General features: G+C 70.3%; 13 protein-coding genes. 3 read left to right on the top strand and 10 right to left on the bottom strand.

The window, feature by feature from the left end:
* Nucleotides 1–72 precede the first annotated feature (72 nt).
* Complete coding sequence (ubiA, locus tag ACG00Y_RS09390) at nucleotides 73–978, bottom strand: 4-hydroxybenzoate octaprenyltransferase (protein ID WP_394478156.1); 906 nt, start codon at nucleotides 976–978, stop codon at nucleotides 73–75.
* A gap of 39 nt (nucleotides 979–1,017) precedes the next feature.
* Between ubiA and ACG00Y_RS09385 the strand changes: the two genes are divergently transcribed.
* Together ACG00Y_RS09385 and ACG00Y_RS09380 are read left to right on the top strand one after the other, a co-directional pair.
* A complete protein-coding gene (locus ACG00Y_RS09385; RefSeq protein ID WP_394478154.1) occupies nucleotides 1,018–1,506 on the top strand; it encodes a metal-dependent hydrolase in 489 nt (162 codons plus the stop codon).
* A gap of 71 nt (nucleotides 1,507–1,577) precedes the next feature.
* Entirely contained in the window at nucleotides 1,578–2,282 is a 705-nt protein-coding gene (locus ACG00Y_RS09380; protein ID WP_394478152.1) for a glutathione S-transferase N-terminal domain-containing protein, read from the top strand.
* 281 nt (nucleotides 2,283–2,563) lie between these two features.
* Here the strand turns inward: ACG00Y_RS09380 and ACG00Y_RS09375 are convergent, their stop codons facing one another.
* On the bottom strand, nucleotides 2,564–3,910 hold the full coding sequence (locus tag ACG00Y_RS09375) for an aminotransferase class I/II-fold pyridoxal phosphate-dependent enzyme (RefSeq protein WP_394478150.1): 1,347 nt from the start codon (nucleotides 3,908–3,910) through the stop codon (nucleotides 2,564–2,566).
* Nucleotides 3,911–4,070: 160 nt separating this feature from the next.
* On the opposite strand from ACG00Y_RS09375, the gene ACG00Y_RS09370 reads away from it, so the two are divergent.
* Complete coding sequence (locus ACG00Y_RS09370) at nucleotides 4,071–5,363, top strand: DUF1444 domain-containing protein (protein WP_394478148.1); 1,293 nt, start codon at nucleotides 4,071–4,073, stop codon at nucleotides 5,361–5,363.
* Between the two features lie 4 nt (nucleotides 5,364–5,367).
* Here the strand turns inward: ACG00Y_RS09370 and ACG00Y_RS09365 are convergent, their stop codons facing one another.
* The 8 genes from ACG00Y_RS09365 to ACG00Y_RS09330 all read right to left on the bottom strand — a co-directional run bounded on the left by ACG00Y_RS09365 (nucleotide 5,368) and on the right by ACG00Y_RS09330 (nucleotide 17,333).
* Nucleotides 5,368–6,249 (bottom strand): DUF2145 domain-containing protein, encoded by an 882-nt coding sequence (locus ACG00Y_RS09365; protein WP_394478146.1) that lies wholly within the window; start codon nucleotides 6,247–6,249, stop codon nucleotides 5,368–5,370.
* Nucleotides 6,246–6,689: a hypothetical protein gene (locus ACG00Y_RS09360; RefSeq protein ID WP_394478144.1), complete on the bottom strand. Its 444-nt coding sequence runs from the start codon at nucleotides 6,687–6,689 to the stop codon at nucleotides 6,246–6,248. The genes ACG00Y_RS09365 and ACG00Y_RS09360 overlap by 4 nt, the downstream gene beginning before the upstream one ends.
* Before the next feature lie 119 nt (nucleotides 6,690–6,808).
* Complete coding sequence (locus tag ACG00Y_RS09355) at nucleotides 6,809–8,473, bottom strand: ShlB/FhaC/HecB family hemolysin secretion/activation protein (RefSeq protein WP_394478142.1); 1,665 nt, start codon at nucleotides 8,471–8,473, stop codon at nucleotides 6,809–6,811.
* Between the two features lie 62 nt (nucleotides 8,474–8,535).
* Nucleotides 8,536–14,226, bottom strand: a complete 5,691-nt coding sequence (locus tag ACG00Y_RS09350) for an MBG domain-containing protein (RefSeq protein WP_394478141.1) — start codon at nucleotides 14,224–14,226, stop codon at nucleotides 8,536–8,538.
* Nucleotides 14,227–14,478: 252 nt separating this feature from the next.
* The gene (locus ACG00Y_RS09345) at nucleotides 14,479–15,036 is read right to left on the bottom strand and encodes a dihydrofolate reductase family protein (RefSeq protein ID WP_394478139.1); all 558 of its coding nucleotides are present in this window, start codon (nucleotides 15,034–15,036) and stop codon (nucleotides 14,479–14,481) included.
* A 45-nt stretch (nucleotides 15,037–15,081) separates the two neighbouring features.
* Nucleotides 15,082–15,516, bottom strand: a complete 435-nt coding sequence (locus tag ACG00Y_RS09340) for a hypothetical protein (RefSeq protein ID WP_394478137.1) — start codon at nucleotides 15,514–15,516, stop codon at nucleotides 15,082–15,084.
* A gap of 60 nt (nucleotides 15,517–15,576) precedes the next feature.
* Nucleotides 15,577–16,107, bottom strand: coding sequence for a tetratricopeptide repeat protein (locus ACG00Y_RS09335; protein ID WP_394478135.1), 531 nt, complete (start codon nucleotides 16,105–16,107; stop codon nucleotides 15,577–15,579).
* A 23-nt stretch (nucleotides 16,108–16,130) separates the two neighbouring features.
* Nucleotides 16,131–17,333: a response regulator gene (locus ACG00Y_RS09330; protein ID WP_394478133.1), complete on the bottom strand. Its 1,203-nt coding sequence runs from the start codon at nucleotides 17,331–17,333 to the stop codon at nucleotides 16,131–16,133.
* Nucleotides 17,334–17,410 lie beyond the last annotated feature (77 nt).

The following is a 17,410-nucleotide window of genomic DNA, read 5'->3' as shown; positions in this document are numbered from 1 at the left end:
ATTTCGCGGGGCAATGTAAGCGCGTGCCTGGGTGGCCGGGCACTGAATGCCGTTGCGATGCGACGTTATTTTTCACCTCAGCGCCAAGTCCAGCGCGGTGCCCGCAAACACCGCAAAGCCCAGCCAGTGGTTGGCGCGGAAGGCGCGGAAGCACTCCGCGCGGCTGCGCTGGCGGATCAGCGTGTAGTGCCACAGCGCCTGCGCGGCCGCCACGACGATGCCGGCCAGGAACCAGCGGCCCAGGCCCAGCCGCAGCCCCAGGCCGGCCCACATCGCCAGGTAGGTGGCGTAGAAGAACATGATGCCGGCCACATCCCAGCGCCCCAGCGCGATGGCCGAGGAGCGCACACCGATGCGCAGGTCATCGTCGCGGTCCACCATCGCGTACTCGGTGTCGTAGGCCAGCACCCAGAACAGGTTGGCCAGCAGCAGCCCCCAGGCCGACAGCGGCACCGAGCGGAGGTTCCACTCCGCGCCGCCCAGCGCCGCCGCAAACGCCATCGGGATGCCGAACGAGAACGCCACGCCCAGCACCGCCTGCGGCATGGCCAGCACGCGCTTGGCGAACGGGTACGCGATGGCCACGGCCAGCGCGGCGAAGCTCAGCAGGATGGCCGGCGGGTTGGTCGTCAGCACCAGGCCGAAGGACACCAGCGCCAGCGCCGCGCCCAGGAGCAACGCCTCCTTCACCGACACCGCGCCCGTCGTCACCGGCCGTTGCGCGGTGCGCTTCACGTGCCTGTCGAAGTCGCGGTCGGCCACGTCGTTGACGCAGCAGCCGGCCGAGCGCATCAGCACCGTGCCGAGCGTGAAGACGGCCAGCAGATGCCAGCCGGGGAAACCATCCGCCGCGATCCACAGCGCGGCCAGCGTCGGCCACAGCAGCAGCAGCCAGCCGGCGGGGCGGTCCCACCGGATCAGCTGCAGGTAGAGCGCAAGCCGCGAGGGCTGCGCGGGGGCGGGGGCGGTGGTGGGCATGCGGGCATTTTCGCGCCGGCGCAGTTATCGTCGTGCGCCATGCCCATCACCCCCTTCCACTTCGGCCCCGGCGCCGCGCTGCAGGCCATCGCGCCGCGCCATGTCAGCTTCCTGGCCTTCTGCGCGGCCAATGTGCTGATCGACGTGGAGTCGCTCTACAACCTCGTGCACCGCCGCCACCCGGTGCACGCCTTCTTCCACACCTACGTCGGCGCGACGCTGGTGGCGCTGGCCATCGTGGCGGCCTTCTGGCTGCTGCGCCGGGCGGGTGTGAAGCGGCTGCTGCCGGCGCTGACGCTGCGCCAGGTGGCCATCGGCGCAGCGCTGGGGGCCTGGAGCCATGTGCTGCTGGACAGCGTCATGCATGCCGACATCCAGCCTTTGCAACCGCTGTCGGCGGCCAACGGGCTGTTGCGGATCGTGCCGCTGTCGGTGCTGCACTGGGGTTGTCTGGCCTGTGGCGTGGTGGCGATCGCCATTGCCGGCATCCGCTACCTGCTGAAAAAGCCCGGCTCCGCAAAGCCCTGACCCACCCACGGCCAATACAGGCTGTTGCCCGCGCCTCTACAGTCGCGCCGACTTCATCTCCGGCCCCTGCCATGACCCAGCTCAGCGACTTCCCCATCACCCACAAGTGGCCCGCCGCCCACCCGGACCGCCTGCAGCTGTACTCGCTGCCCACGCCCAACGGCGTCAAGGTGTCCATCGCGCTGGAGGAGCTGGGCCTGGAGTACGAACCCCACCTCGTCAAGTTCGACACCAACGACCAGCTCACGCCCGAGTTCCTGTCGCTGAACCCGAACAACAAGATCCCCGCCATCATCGACCCGCGCGGCCCGGGCGGTGTGCCGCTGCCGCTGTTCGAGAGCGGCGCCATCCTGATCTACCTGGCCGACAAGACCGGCCAGTTGCTACCCCAGGACGGCGCGCGACGCTACGAGGCGCTGCAGTGGTTGATGTTCCAGATGGGCGGCGTTGGGCCCATGTTTGGCCAGCTCGGCTTCTTCCATAAGTTCGCCGGCAAGGACTATGAAGACAAGCGCCCGCGTGACCGCTATGCCGCCGAGTCGCGTCGCCTGCTGGGCGTGTTGGACAAGCATCTGCAGGGCAAGGCCTGGCTGCTGGGCGACGAGTACACGGTGGCCGACATCGCCGTCTTCCCGTGGGTCAACAACCTGGTCGGCTTCTACGGCGCGGGCGACCTGGTCGGCTACGGCGACTTCGCCGAGGTGGACCGCGTGCTGCAGGCCTTCCTCGCGCGGCCGGCCGTGCAGCGCGGGCTCAAGATCCCTTCACGCGACTGATATGCCCCTCGCCCAGTCTCGCCGCTGAACGCGCGCGAGCCTGGTCGGTCTTGCAGACCGCGCAGCCGACGGAGCGGCTGCTCTTCGGCAGGCACGACAAGTCCACAGGACTTGTCATTGCCGGCCTCAGCCCCCGGGGGGACGGCGATGCTTGCGGCATCGAGCCGCCAGCACATCGCCAAGTGGACCGGCTTGGTGAACTGGAGTCGGACACAAGCAGTCCCTGCGGACTGCTTGTGCCTACGGAAGGCCATGGCAGGCCCGGCGCTCGGCCCGAATACTCAGTGCACCTCGCCCGTTAGCACCCGCGCCCGCTGCAGTGCATCGGCCACGATGCGCGCCGCCGTCTGGCACAGCGCCGGCGTGTGGTCGGCCATCACCTGCATGCGCAGCCGCGCGCTGTTCAGCGACACCGCCGGGTACTCCACCAGGTTGGCCAGCAAGCCGGCCTGGCCCATCTCGCGGCTGGCCACGCGGGCCAGCGCGTCGTGCCCCAGCATGACCGGCACGATGGGCGAGGGATGGCCCAGCACGGTGATGCCTTGCTCGGTCAGCGCACCGCGCAGCGCCAGGATGGCTTGCATCAGCCGCCCGCGCCGCGCGGCGCCCTCGGCGGAACGCACGATGGCCACGCAGGCGCGGATGATGGCCACCTGCACCGGCGACAGCGCATTGGAGAAGGTGTTGGGCGCGGCGTAGAAGCGCAGGTATTCCTTGATCGCCGGGTCGTGGCTGGCGACGAAGCCGCCGTTGGACGCGAAGGTCTTGGAGAACGAGCCCATCACCAGGTCCACCTGGCCCAGCTGGCCCTGCAGCTCCAGCTGGCCGCCGCCCCCCGCGCCCAGGCTGCCGAGGTCGTGGGCCACGTCCACCATCAGCAGCGCGCCATGCTCGCGCGCCAGCGCCTGCAGCCGCGCGATGTCGGGCGAGTCGGCGTCCATCGAGAAGCAACCCTCGGTGACGACCAGGATGCCGTTGCGCGGGTCGCGCTGGCGCACGCGCTTGAGCAGGCGCTCGACGTGATCCGCGTCCAGGTGCCGGTGCAGGTGGACATTGGGCGTGGCCGCGCGGGCGCCTTCGTGCAGGCAGTTGTGGGCCAGCTGGTCGATGATGACGTGGTCGGTCTCACGCACCAGGCCCTTGATGGCGCCGAAGCCGGCGGCCCAGCCGGTCGGAAACAGCAGCACCTCGGGCATGCGCAGCAGCTCGCCCAGCTCGGCCTCCAACGCCGTGGTCTCCTCGACATTGCCGGCCAGCGCCGTGGAGCCGGCGCTGTGCACGCCGTAGCGCTCCATCGCCGCCTGCGCCGCCGCGCATACGGCGGGGTGGCGGGCCAGCGACAGGTATTCCTGCGACGAGAAGTTCAGCCCCGCATGGCGCTGGCCGTCCAGCATCGTCAGCTCCGCTGTCGCGCCCGGCCGGCCGCCCAGGCGCTTGGCGTAGGGAAATACGCCGTGCGTGACCCGCGTCTGCGCCCAGGCATGGAAGGCCTGCGCCTTGGCAGCGAGGTCGGTGCCAGGTCTTGTCAGGTAGTCGAACGACGAGCCCTGCAGCTCGGCGCCGTCGTTGGTGGTGGTGGCGGTGACCTCCGGCGTCGCGTCTGCGACCCGGTCCAGCAATTCGTCCATGTGAGCCCCCGAGAGAGAAAGTGATCTTGTGGGGGCGGACTGTGCGCAGCGGCGGTGCACTTGCCATCCGCAGAACTGTCGAGTCGGGTGCCTCAATTGAGGCCATCGCATGGATTGGGCATAGTGCGGCGCTTCCACTGACTTTGCCTTCAGGGTGCGCATGCGTTCGACGACTCTCCTCGTGGCCGGGCTGTTGGCCCTCGCCGCTGGCCTGGCGCAGGCGGCCGAGATCCGCCTCGGTTCCCTGTCGCTGGACTGGCCGGCCGGCTATGCCCTCAAGTCCACGCAGTCGCCTTTCGAGCTGGCCGGCCCGAGCGGCGCCAAGGTGCTGGTGACGGTGATGCGCCTTGGCCCGTCGGCCAGCAATGGCCCCGAGGCGAGGGCCAAGATGGAGGATTCCGTTGACCGCATGGTGACGGCGCAGGCGCAGCAGGCCGGCAAGGTCGTGCTGCCGCTGGGCCGGCAGGCGCTGCCGGACGGCACGCAGCTGCGCTTCATCGGCAGCGAGGTCAGCCGGCTGCTGCGCGGCAACGGCTATTTCCTGCAGTACGTGCTGCTGGCGCCCAGCGGCCAGCTCGCCCTGATGACGTTCGAGGGCAGTGGCGAGGCGCTGCGCGAGCATGAGGCCATGCAGGGCCTGTTCCAGACGGTGCAATGGAATACCGGCGAGGGCAGCACCGCCGAGCGGGCCACCTTCACTGACAAGTTCGCGGCGCTGCTGCGCGCGCGACTGACGGACACGGCCATCACCATCGCCGCCGAGCCGTTGACGCTGAAGGTGGGCGAGCTGCAGGTCAACCTGGACCGCGTGTTCGGCTTCTGCCGTGCCAATGTCCAGGCCTGCGACGATGAACAACGGCGTTTTGTTCAGGCCGTGGTTGACGTGAGCAACAAGGCCATGGCGCCGGTGACCAAGGAAGCCCTGCGGCTCACCGTGCGCCCCGCCGACTTCGGCCGCGCCGCCGCGCCGGCCGCCGCCGCCGCCAAGGCCGCGCCGCTGCGCCGCGCCTTCGTCGCCGGGCTGGTGGCCGTGCCGGTGCTGGACAGCGAGCGCAGCGCGCGGCTGCTGAACGAGAGCGACTGCGAGACGCTCGGCCTGTCGCCAGAGCAGGCCCACGAACTCGCGCTGGCCAACGTGCGCGCGACGTTGAAGCCGCTGGCCGATGTGGCCAAACCCGTCAAGCCCGGCGCCATCCGCACGCTGGGCGGCGACTTCTACGAGTCCAGCCGCGTGCTGTCGCCCAACGACTGGGCGCCGCTGGCCAAGGCCCAGGGCGGCGTGCTCATCGTCGCGCTGCCGGCCAAGGACGCCGTGCTCTACAGCGCCGACGACTCGCCGGCCGGGCTGGACGCGTTGCGCACCTACGCGCGTGACGTCGCCCGGCGCTCACCCGCTCAGCTGACCGACATCCTGCTGCGCTGGACGCCCATCGGTTGGCAGGCCGTGCCCTGACGCGTCAGTCGAGCGGCAGCACGCGGTCGCCTGTCTGTGGCACGCAGCCCTGCGCCAGCGGCTGGCCGTCCTCGCGCATCACCACGCCCTGCGGCCCATGGCAGAACTCGATGCGCCGCGCCGCCGGCCAGCGCTTCAGCGCAAACGCCTCGACGCTCGTCGGCAGGCTGGTCTGCACCGCGCCGGCATTGAGCTGCTCGACAGGGTGGTCGCTGAAATGCAGCCAGGGCACGAAGCGCCCGGCCAGCATCAGCCAGGGCGAGGCGTGCACCGGCTCGGGCGCATAGCCTTCGCGCTTGAGCCAGGTCTGGGCATCGGCACGGGTGGTCGTGCCGGCGGTGGACGCGGCGAGCAGCTCGGCCACCCACTGGTTGCAGTTCTGGAAATCGGTGCTGAAGGGGTAGGCGTTGGCGCTGTAGCGCGCGTGCAGCAGGCCCAGCGCGACGCCCTTGTCCCGCGCGGCGGCGGCCAGTGGCGCGGCGGCCTCGGGTGGCAGCAGCAGCAAGCTGACGTAGCCGACCTCGGCGTCGTCGCTGCCGGTCACGAAGCCGGCCAGGCCCTGGTCGAACAGGCGCGCCTGACCCTCGGCGCAGGCGTAGTAGAGCTGGCGCACGGCCCACGGTGTGTCCAGGCCGTCAGCCAACGCGACAGCGGCATGCGAATAGCGCAGGCCGAAGCGCGACAGGTCGGTGCCCGAGCGGGCGATCAGCGCCGCCTTGGCGCCCGAGGCGGCAAGCGTCTCGCGGATGACGGCGGCGAAGCGCAGCAGGCGGTCCTGCTGCGTGGCGGTGACGGTGACGGGGCGGTCGCAGCCCTGGGGCAGCGAGCCGGCCTGGGCTGCGCCGGCAGCGGCCAGCAGCGCCGCCGCCAGGGAGTGACGAATCAAGGCTTGACGACGCGCGCGGCCAGCTCCCGATGCCAGGCGTCTTCCAGCACCAGGAAGAAGGCCTGGCCCGTATCGGCATGCGCGAAGGCGGTGCCATAGGGCTGAGGCGTGGCCTGCACCGAGTCGCCCACGTTGACGGCGCGGGCGGCCAGGGCTTGCTGGGGCAGGGTCAGCTCGACGGTGTCGTTCGCGTTGGCGGCGCCGTCGCGGGCCAGCGTCAGCCGCAGCTTGCCGGCTTCGGCCTGGGCCACGTCGGTGACGCGGTAGCGGCCTTCGGCGCGCTTGTCGCCGCCGGCGCTGCTGCCGGACGAGGCCTTGAAGGAGTCGGACACGCTGCCCGAGGAGGCAGACCCGCCGGCGGCGGCCGACGAGGCGAAGGAGGTGGCCTGGGCGGCGCTGGCGGCGGCCAGGGTCAGGGCGGCAAGGAGGACGAGGCGCATCGGGGGGGGCTCGTGTTGGAGGGGAGGTCGTAACGATAGCGCGGATGGCCTGCCGCTCTTTCAACTCGACCCACGCTTGGGCGTGTCGGGCCGGGCGCGGCCCGTCCGGCTGTCGCCGATCAGATCTCCTTGCTGAGCTGAATCCAGGCGCGTGAACGCGCGGCGGTGTCGAGCAGTGGCGTCAGCTTGCCCAGGCGTTGCGCGATGTTCGCCTTCACGGCCCAGCCCTCGGGGTTGCTCCATTCGAGGCCGAGGCCGGCGCCGTACAAGCGGGCGCGGTTCGGCTGGCTGGCGTCCCAGGGCTTGCGGTTGACCGTGACCTGGGCGGCGTCCACGAAGGCCTGGACTTGCCAGGCCGCGCCCAGGCGCCGTCGCAGCTCGGCCGTGGCGGTGTAGCCGCTGTCGGCGCTGAGGCTGCCCATGTCGTAGGCGCGCACGTTGTAGGCGCCGCCCACGCTCATCTTCTGCGACGGGTCGAGGTTGTCCTGCGTCCATTGGCCCGCCACGTTGAGCAGCACCGAGGTGTTGGCGTCCAGCCCTTGCAGGCGGGCGAGGCTGAGGTTCAGTTTGTGGAAGCCGCCCCGGGTCCGGGTGGTCACGGCATCTGCCTGCTGCGCCACGGCGTTGTTGAAGCGGACCTGTCCGCCGGTGAGCGCGAGGCGCCAGAAGTTCAAGCCGTTCACGTCGCGGCTGTCGCCCGACAGGCTGGCGCTCAGGGTCTCGACGCGGCGGGCCGACTGGATGCCGGCACTGTCAACCTGGTCGCGCAGGTTCAGCCGCTCGGCCTGGACCTGGCCATGGAGGTTGAAGGTGCGGCTGCGGGCCAGGGGTTGCCGGGCGCGCAGGCTCCAGGTGTCGGCCGTGCCATGGCCACCGAGGGCCTTGAAGTCGCCGCCCAGCTTGTAGCGCAGCGTGGAATAGGACGCCCCCAGGCGGGTGCCCGAGCCGGTGACGACGGACTCGTAGTCGAGCATGCCGATGCGCATGTCCGACCCGGAGGTCAGCGCGAATAGGCTGAGCGCGTCGCCCAGGCCCAGCGGCGTGTTGATGGTGACGTTGGCGCCCAGCCGCGCCCGGCCGGTGACCGGGTTGCCCAGGTTGTCGGCCTGCACGCTGCCGCTCACGGCGGGCCGGGGTTGGACCGTGGCCACGAGATCGGAGGTGGCCACCTGTTCGCCGGGCTTGAGCACGGCGTTGACGGTCAGGCCGGAGATGTCGGAGATCAGCAGCAGCGCGTGCTCGATGCGCTCCTGCTCGACGGCGCCGCCGGCCTGCAGCGTGGCCAGCGTGGCTTGCAGCAGCGACGTGGCGGCACGGCTTTGGTTGTCGAGCACCACCTTGCCAAGGCGGGCCTCGACCACCTGGAGGGTGACGATGCCGTCCTTGATGGTTTGCGCGGGCACGATGGCCTGGGACACCAGGTAGCCCCGGGCCTGGTAGTGGGCGGTGATATGGCGCGCCAGGTCTTCGAGCTGCTGCAGCGTGAGGCTGCGGCCTTCCGCAGCGGCGACGAGTGCGTGCAGCGTGGCCGTGTCGACGAGCGTGTTGCCGATGATGCGCACCTGCCGCACCGCGAAGGGCTGGCTGGCCGGCAGGGATTCGGCGCTGCCTTGCTGAACCCGCAGGCCGGTGTTGGCCGGGGCCGGCATGGGCGGCTGGGCGGGCTTGAGCTGTTGCAGGAGATCGCCGGAGCCGGGAGGTGTGCCGGCGGGCGCGGCCGCCTGGGCGGTGCCGGGCAGCGCGAGCAGGGAGGCCAGCGCGGCCGCGAGAAGGGTTTGGGTCATGGTCGATCCGGTGAGGTCGGGCCGCGCGTGAGCGGCCGTTCCGGTGCTCTGTTCTGGTGCTGTTACTTGCCGGCGTCGCCGGGGGCGGGCCGCTTGAACTGGTTGACGTTGACACCGCCGTCGCTGATCTGCAGCGTCGAGAGCCCGTTCAAGGCGAGCGGCGCGCTGACGATCGTGCCGCCGGCTGCCGCAGCCGGGTTCCCGGCGCTGGCCCCACCGCTGCCGGCACCCGAGGCCGTTGGCGGGAGGAGGCTGCCCGGGTTGGCGCCAGGGGGCATTGCCGTCGAGCTCTGGGTCGTCGTGTAGACCGCCACGGCATTCACGACCGGGGACGGCAGAACGCCTGGCTGGACCACCAGCGCCGTCGCGTTGCCGGCCGCCTGCGTGAAGACGTAGTTCGCGGCGGCCAGGCCACCGCCCTGGACCGCGTAGGCGGCGGGAGCGCCGGTCTGGCCGGCGCTGCTGCTCCAGACCAGCGAGCCAGTGGTGGCGTTGGCCAGCGTGTCGCCGCCGACGAAGCCGGTGACCGTGCCGCTCAGGCTCGGGGTGCTGGTGCCGGCAATCATGCTGGCGGGGGCCGCCACATAGCTCAGCACGGCGGGTGCGATGCTCGCCGTGGCCGTGCTCGTGCTGACGGTGTAGTTGCGGCCACCGTTGCCGTCGTTGACGGTGTAGCCGCTGTTGACCGTGAGCGTGGTCGCGCTGGCCACGTCCTTGCTGTTGTAGACCTGGCTGATGCCGCTGATGCTGTCGCTGCCCTGCAGGCCGGTGACGGTGACCGCGCCGCTGGACGTGAGCGTGCCGTCGTAGGTCTTGCTGGCGCTGGAGGCGGCCAGCGTCAGCGCGGCGGGCGTGATGGCCAGCGTGCCGCTGGTGTAGCTGATGGCGTAGTTGCTGCTGCTCAGGCCTTGCGGCGTGAGGCTGTAGCTGCCGACGTTGCGCGCGCCCTGGGCGCTGCCGCCGTAGCCGAGTGCGCCGCCGAGCACCGCTGCGCTCTCGCCGTTGACGAAGCCGCTGTAGCTCACGCCGTTGCCGCCGCTGTAGCTGCTGGCGTTGTAGCTGGGGCTGGCATTCAGCGCCGTCACGGTCAGCGTGGCGGGTGTGATGCTGCCGGCTGCGCCCGCCGTGCTGACGGTGTAGTTGCCGCCGCCATTGCCGTCGTTGACGGTGTAGCCGCTGTTGACCGTGAGCGTGCTGGCTCCCACCACGTCCTTGCTGTTGTAGCTCTGGCTGGCGCCGCTGACGCTGTCGCTGCCTTGCAGACCCGTGACGGTGACCGCGCCGCTGGACGCGAGCGTGCCGTCGTAGGTCTTGCCGGCGCTGGCGGCGGCCAGCGTCAGCGCGGCGGGCGTGATGGCCAGCGTGCCGCTGGTGTAGCTGATGGCGTAGTTGCTGCTGCTCAGGCCTTGTGGCGTGAGGCTGTAGCTGCCGACGTTGCGCGCGCCCTGGGCGCTGCCGCCGTAGCCGAGCGTGCCACCCAGCACCGCTGCGCTCTCGCCGTTGACGAAGCCGCTGTAGCTCACGCCATTGCCGCCGCTGTAGCTGCTGGCGTTGTAGCTCGGGCTGGCATTCAGCGCCGTCACTGTCAGCGTGGCGGGCGTGATGCTGCCGGCTGCGCCCGCCGTGCTGACGGTGTAGTTGCCGCCGCCGTTGCCGTCGTTGACGGTGTAGCCGCTGTTGACGCTGAGGGTGCTCGCACCCGCCACGTCCTTGCTGTTGTAGGCCTGGCTGATGCCGCTGATGCTGTCGCTGCCCTGCAGGCCGGTGACGGTGACCGCGCCGCTGGACGCGAGCGTGCCGTCGTAGGTCTTGCTGGCGCTGGTGGCGGCCAGCGTCAGCGCGGCGGGCGTGATGGCCAGCGTACCGCTGGTGTAGCTGATGGCGTAGTTGCTGCTGCTCAGGCCCTGCGGCGTGAGGGCGTAGCTGCCGACGTTGCGCGCGCCTTGCGCGCTGCCGCCGTAGCCGAGCGTGCCGCCGAGCACGGCCGCCGTCTCGCCGTTCACGAAGCCGCTGTAGGCCACGCCATTGCCACCGCCGTAGGTGCTGGCGTTGTAGGCCTGGCTGGCGTTCTGGGCGGTGACGGATAGGGCTGCGGCGGTGATGCTGCCGGCTGCGCCCGTCGTGCTGACGGTGTAGTTGCCGCCGCCATTGCCGTCGTTGACGGTGTAGCCGCTGTTGACCGTGAGCGTGGTCGCGCTTGCCACGTCCTTGCTGTTGTAGGCCTGGCTGATGCCGCTGATGCTGTCGCTGCCCTGCAGGCCGGTGACGGTGACCGCGCCGCTGGACGCGAGCGTGCCGTCGTAGGTCTTGCTGGCGCTGGCGGCGGCCAGCGTCAGCGCAGCGGGCGTGATGGCCAGTGTGCCGCTGGTGTAGCTGATGGCGTAGTTGCTGCTGCTCAAGCCCTGCGGCGTGACGCTGTAGCTGCCGACGTTGCGCGCGCCCTGGGCACTGCCGGCGTAGCCGAGCGCGCCACCCAGCACGGCCGCCGTCTCGCCGTTGACGAAGCCGCTGTAGCTGATGCCGTTGCCGCCGCTGTAGCTGCTGGCGTTGTAGGCCCGGCTGGCACCCAGCGCGGTGACGGTGAGCGGCGCCCGGGTGACCGTCCAGGCGGTGGGCAGGCTGTAGGCGCTCAGCACGTACTGGCTGGCGCCCGAGCCGCTTAGGCTCAGGCCGCTGTCGTAGCTGAAGCTGTAGCTGCCGGCCCCGGTGCTGCTGCTCGGCAGGATGGGGCTGCCCACGTAGAGGGCCGTGCCCGTGACGGAGGCGTTGGTCAGCGAGTAGGGGCTGCCGCTCGCATCGACGAGGCTGTAGCTGAAGAGGGGCGCGCTGCCGTAGACGTTGGAGCCGGTGACGGGCGCGACATAGACCCGGATGGTCAGCACGCAGGTGATGAAGGCGCAGGGCACGGGCATGTCGTTGTTCCGGCCCGCCTCGTAGCCCCAGATGGGGGTGGTGTCGAAGTCCCAGCCGGGGTTGACGTTGCCGTTGGCGCCGGTCGCCGACGTGAGGTTGAGCTTGGCCCGCAGGGCGGCCAGGCTCATGCCGTGCGTGATGCCCGCCACGTCGGCGATGCCGGCATTCGAGCTGCCGCCCGTGCGCAATGAGCCGGCGCTGCCCAGGCCGGTCACCGCACCGTTGACGCCGGACAGGTAGAAGGTGTTGTTCACGAGGCCGGTGTCCAACCGGCCCAGGACCGCGCCGACATAGCTGCCGCCGGTCACGGCGCCGGTGGCGTAGCTGTTGGTGATCAAGGGGCCGCGGTTGCCGTCGGTTTGGCCGACCAGGCCGCCGACGTAGTCGGCATTGCCGGTGCCGCCGTCGCCGACATTGCCGGTGGCGTATGAATTCGTGATCGTGCGCAGGTTTCTGCCCGCCAGGCCGCCTTGGTAGTTGCCTTGGGAGCTGACGTTGCCGGTGGCATAACTGCTGTCCACCGTGGCGCCGATGTCGTTGCGGCCGATCAGGCCGCCCAGTTCGCCGCCGTTGGCGCTGGTGACAGCGCCCGTGGCATAGCTGCCGCTGATGTCTGCGCCGTTGTGCCCGACGAGGCCGCCAATCCTGCCGCCGGGCGCCGTGACATTGCCCGTGGCATAACTCTTCGACACCGTGCCGCCCATGTAGCCAACCAGGCCACCCACGGTGTCCAGAGAGCCGGTGACGTTGCCCGTGGCGTAGCTGTTGCTAACGGTGGAATCGGTGGAGGTGTTGGCGCTGCTCATGGCGCCGACCAGGCCGCCCACGACGTTGGTGCTGTTCACCGTCATCGCTGAGTAGCTGTTGTCGATCAAGCCCCCGCCCTCCATCGCGCCGAGCATGCCGCCGACATTGCCGCCGCCCGTGCTGGTCAAGCTGCCTGCGGTGAAGCTCTCGCTGACCGTGGTGCCGGCCAGCGCGCCGATCAGGCCACCCACCGAGCCCAGGCCGCCTCCCGAGGTGACCGTGCCGCTGGCGTAGGCGCGGTTGATCGTCGAGTTGGTGGCGTAGCCCACCAACTGGCCGATGTTGCCGGCGCCCGCCACGGTGGCGGCGCTCAGGCCGACATTCCTGACGCTGGCGCCGTTGAGCCGGCTGAACAAGCCCACTTCGGTGTTGCCCGCGCGGCTGATGGTCAGGCCGTCGATGCTGTGCCCCAGCCCATTGAAAGCGCCGGTGAAGCTGCCCGAGCCCAGGCCGATGGGGTTGAAGCCGGCGCCGGCGTTCCAGCCAGCGGTCGCCGTGGCGTCGATGTTGCTGCCCAGCACGTAGCGGCCGCTCAGATTGCCGTGGATGCCCTGCAGGTCCGTGCCCGTCGTGCTGCCGGCGCTGCCGAGGCTGTTGATGACGGTGTAGGTGTTGCCGCTGATGCTCAGCGTGCCCGCGCTGTTGAAGTTGACCTGGCCGGTGAAGGCGTTGCCCGTGCCGGCGTTGACGCTGCCGGCCGTGCCCAGGCCCATCTTGACGGCACCGCCCGCGACGGCGGCATCGCTGCCATTGGCCGTGGCCGGGTTCAGCGCGAGCGAGGCGCTGCCGGTGCCGGTCATCACGGCATTGACGACGATGTCCTTGGCGGCGGTGAGCGTCAGCAGGTTGGCGCCCCAGGACACCGTGTCGTTCACATAGATGTTGCCCGCGCCGCTGCTGCCGGCACCTGCGCTGGAAAGGATGGTGACATTGCCCGAACCCAGCGACGCGCTCAGCGTAGCGCCGGAGATGCTGCCGCCGCTGCCGATGGTGAAGTCGGTCGGGTCGATGAGCCAGCTGCCGTTCTGGCCCGTGCTGGACAGCGTGGTGACCTGGGCGTCGCTCGTCACCTTGACATGCGCCGCGCTGGTGTCGATGGCGCCGCCAGTGCCGCCCGCAGGCGCGGAGGCATCCAGCGTGCCGCCCACCTGCACCGTGCCGGCGGCCATGCCGCCCAGCAACACGATCTCGCCGCCGCGCTGGTCCACCGTGCGGGCACGCACGATGCCGGTGTTGTTCACCACGCTGGCGAGCAGATCGTCCTTGGCCCCCGCGCTCAGCAGCACCCGGCCGCCGTCGGCCTGCATCAACCCGCCGTTGCGCGCCAGCGCATTCAGCACGCCCGTGTCCACCTGCAGGCCCACCAGATCGCTACCCGCGAAGCTCAGCGTCACGGCGCTGCCCGCGCCCAGGGCCGCTGTGCCGTTGGGCGTGTTGATCGTGCCATCGTTGGCCACCGTGTTGCCGACCAGCGCCACATAGCGGCCCTCGATCTGCCCCTGGTTCACCACGCTGCCCTGGCCCGCGCCGCTTAGGCTGACCGAACTGCCATGGAGCTGCAGGGAATCCAGCGTCGAGGCCACGAGGCCGCCCACATTGACCTGCGCACCCTGGCCGAACAGGATGCCATTGGGGTTGATGAGGTAGACCTGACCATTGGCGTTCAGCCGACCGAGGATCTGGCTGCCGGCGGTGTCGAAGATGCGGTTCACCGCAATCGACGAGGCGCTGGGCTGGATGAACTGCACCGTCTCGTGGGCGCCGATATTGAAGCTGGCCCAGTTCAGCGACAGCGTCGCGGAGCCCTGGTTGATCGTCGTCGTGGCACCTTGCTGCGTGATGGCGCCGGAGCCGGAGGTCACCACCCCGGCCGTAGGCGCGGCAAAGGCCATCGATGGTGCCAGCGCCAGCAGGAGCGTTGCGGTCGCGAGCGCACGGCTGGAGCCGCTCTTGCCACCGGCCCGGGTCGCCTCGGCGGCTGCGACATAGGTGCCGGACTTGGCGTTCCAGATGGATTTGTAGACGCGGTTCAAGAGCATTCCCCAGGTTTGACCTATGGCAATGCTCAACAAGCCCCTCGCGCGCAGCCCACCTCAAACCAGGGCGCGCTGCATCGTGGGGGCTTGGTCAGCGTCGCCCTAACGAAACGAGTTTAGGGACGACAAGTCGCGTCTTCCCTCTGAAGAGGGTGCAGCAAATCACGCCCTTTCTATTTAAGTTGATCTGCCTTGCTCCGCCCGGCTGCGGCCCGGCACGACTTCCCGCCGCGTGGCGCGTGTCGAGAGTCAGCGCGCGCGCCGGTAGTGCATGGCGACCGCGCCGCAGCGCAGCGGCCTGGCCGAGACCAGCTCAAGTCGTCGCGTGCTGGGCAGCCCGCTCTCGTACAGGGTCGGGCCGTGGCCGGCGATCCTGGGGTGGACGAGCAACTGGTACTCGTCGATCAGGTCCAGCCGGTCCAGCTCGGCCGCGAGCTTGCCGCTACCGAGCAGCACGCCGTCCGGGGTCGCGTCCTTGAGCTGCTGCACGCCCGCGCGCAGATCGCCGGCGAGGTGGTGGCTGTGGGTCCACGGGAAGTCCTTTCGCGTCGAGGACACCACGTACTTCGGCTTGGCCTCCAGCTTGACCGCCCACTCGCGCAGCGCTGGCGGTGCATCCGTGTCACCGCTGGCGACCGCCGGCCAGTAGCTCTCCATCATTTCGTAGGTGACGCGGCCCCACAGCATCGCTCCGCTCTCGTCCATGAGACGCGTGAAGAAGGTGTGGGTCTCGTCGTCGGCAATGCCTTCCTGGTGGTCGACGCAGCCGTCCAGCGTGACGTTGATGCTGAAGGTCAGGAGTCCCATGGTGTGCTCCGTTCGAGAGGGGCGACGAGGCGCGCGTCTTTCTGCCTACGAGTCGATGGTGTTGGACACGAGACACTCACCCTCGAACTGCATGCCGATGTACAGCCACCTGTGTGGCTTGATGGTCTCGAAGCAGACTTCCCAGTAGCCCTTGTAGAGCGAGAGCGCTGCGACTCGAAACAGAGACTCCGGCGCAGCGTCGCTGGGCAAGGAGGAGTAGCAGCCAGCGATGTAGCGCAGGTCACTCTCGCAAGCGCGCCAGTACTGGGCAAGGTTCGACATGCGTTGAAGAACTTCGGCAAGCTTCGCGGGATCAGGCTCTATTGCAGAGCCAGAGAGTCCACCGTGATAGACCGGCGCAGAGTCGACGGTCTCCCACTCCTGTGTGGTCGCGTCGTACTTGAAGGAGCCAAGAACCGGGTGCTCAAACAGGGGCACCTCCGGTGGCTTCGATCTGAACAGTCGTGTGAGCAGGCCCATGGGAGGCGGCGAAGTTGTTGAAGGCGCGCGGACCGGGCGCCGTGATGGGGAATGTATGTTTCAAATCCCCGCCGTGCCCGCCCGCAACCCGGCCAGCCCGGCCAGCGCCTTCTCGGTGGTGGCTGTGCGTGGGTCGCTCAGCTGCTGACGAATGGCCAGCGCCTCCTCGAACTTGAGCTGCGCTTCGTCGAGGCTGCCTTGCTCGACCAAGCTGCGCCCCCAATGCTGCAGCACGAAGGCCTGCAGGCGCCGCCAGCCGCCCGCCCGTGACAGCGCCAGTGCCCGTGCGAACGCCGGGTTGGCGTCGTCGCGCCGGCCGTTGTACTGCAGTGCCGTGGCATAGGCGTTCCAGAACCAGCCGGACACCTCCGAGGCCGAGAACCGCTCGATGCGGCCCAACTGCGCCTCCAGCAAGGCCAGTGCCTCGGCCTCGCGGCGGGCCGTCGTCAGCAGGCCGGCCAGGTCGGCCGTGCAGTCGACCTGGGCCAGCTCGTTGCCGGCCTGCAGCGCTGAAGCCAGCATTGCCCTGTGCTCGGCGATGGCAGCCTCGTGTGCCACCGCGTCGGCGGCCGTGAAGCGCTGGAATTCCATGGGGCCTCAGCCGACCGGGGGCATCAAGCCGGCACGCGCACCTCAAGGCGCGCGCGCTCGATGGCGGCCAGCAGCGAATCCTCCGAGAAAGGCTTGCCCAGCAGCTGCGTCACGCCCACGGCGGCGGCGGCCTCGTGCTTGTCGTCGGAGGACGTGATCATCAGCACCGGCAGCGCGGCCGTGTCCGGCGCCGAGCGCACCTGGCGGGTCAGCTCGAAGCCGTCGATGCCGGGCATCTCGACGTCGGTGATCAGCACATGCGGCCGCTCGGCGGCGATCAGCGCCAGCGCCTGCTCGCCGCTTTCGGCCAGCGCGACGCGGTAGCTCTGCGCGGCCAGCAGGCGGCTGAGCTTGACGCGCACGATCTTGGAGTCGTCGGCGACGACGACCAGCGTTTCATCGGCGCGCAGCTCGCGTGTGGCGGCGGCGGCTGCGGCCCGGGCAGCGGCTTGTTCCGCTTCCTCTTCGGCGCGGCGAGTGGCCTCGGCTTCGGCAGCCAGACGCTCGCGCTCGGCCTGGGCCGCTGCGGCGGCCTCTGCCGCTGCTGCCGCTTCGCGCTCTGCCTGCTCGCGGGCCAGGCGGGCTTCGGTCTCTGCGCGCACGCGGGCTTCGGCGGCCAGGCGGGCGGCTTCGGCGGCCTCGCGTTCGGCACGCTCGGCCTCGGCTGCGAGGCGGGCCGCCTCTGCGGCTTCTGCGGCTCGTGCAGCTTCCGCAGCTTCGGCCGCCTCACGCGCGGCCTGTTCGCGGGCGGCGGCTTCGGCGGCCTCGCGGGCGCGGGCTTCCTCGGCGATGCGTGTGGCTTCGGCCTCCTCGGCGCGGCGTGCTGAGGCTGCTTCGGCGGCCTCACGCTCTGCCTGCTGTGCAGCTCGGTCGGCGTCGTGCCGTGCCTGGTCGCGCTGCTGGCGGGCGGCCTCGTCGCCGGCGATGCGGCGCGTGATGTCGCCGGCCTCGCGCTCGACATCGGCCTGGCGCAGCCCTTCGTCGACGAGGCGGCGCGCCTCGACCGCGCCGGCCTGCACGTCGTTCTCGCCGGGTGGCGGTGCGGTGGCCTGCTCACGCTCGGTGGCCAGGCGCTGCGCGCGCGCGGCGTGCGCGGCCTGCTCCAGCGCGACGCGCTCGGCCTCGCGGCGGGCGGCGGCGTCGCGGGCACGCTGCTGGCGACGCTGCCCCAGCCACAGCAGCAACACGACAACCACCGCGAGCGCGGCAGCGAGGGTCCAAGTCAACAGCTCATTCATCATTCGACAGGCCGCTAGCGCACAGGCGCCACATCATGGGGGCGAAGCATGGCAGATTAACGAAG

The organism is Pelomonas parva (assembly GCF_043555835.1).
GTDB classification, from domain to species: domain Bacteria; phylum Pseudomonadota; class Gammaproteobacteria; order Burkholderiales; family Burkholderiaceae_C; genus Pelomonas; species Pelomonas parva.
Note: the sequence above shows the minus strand (reverse complement) of the source record. Positions and strands in the feature narration are given on the sequence as shown.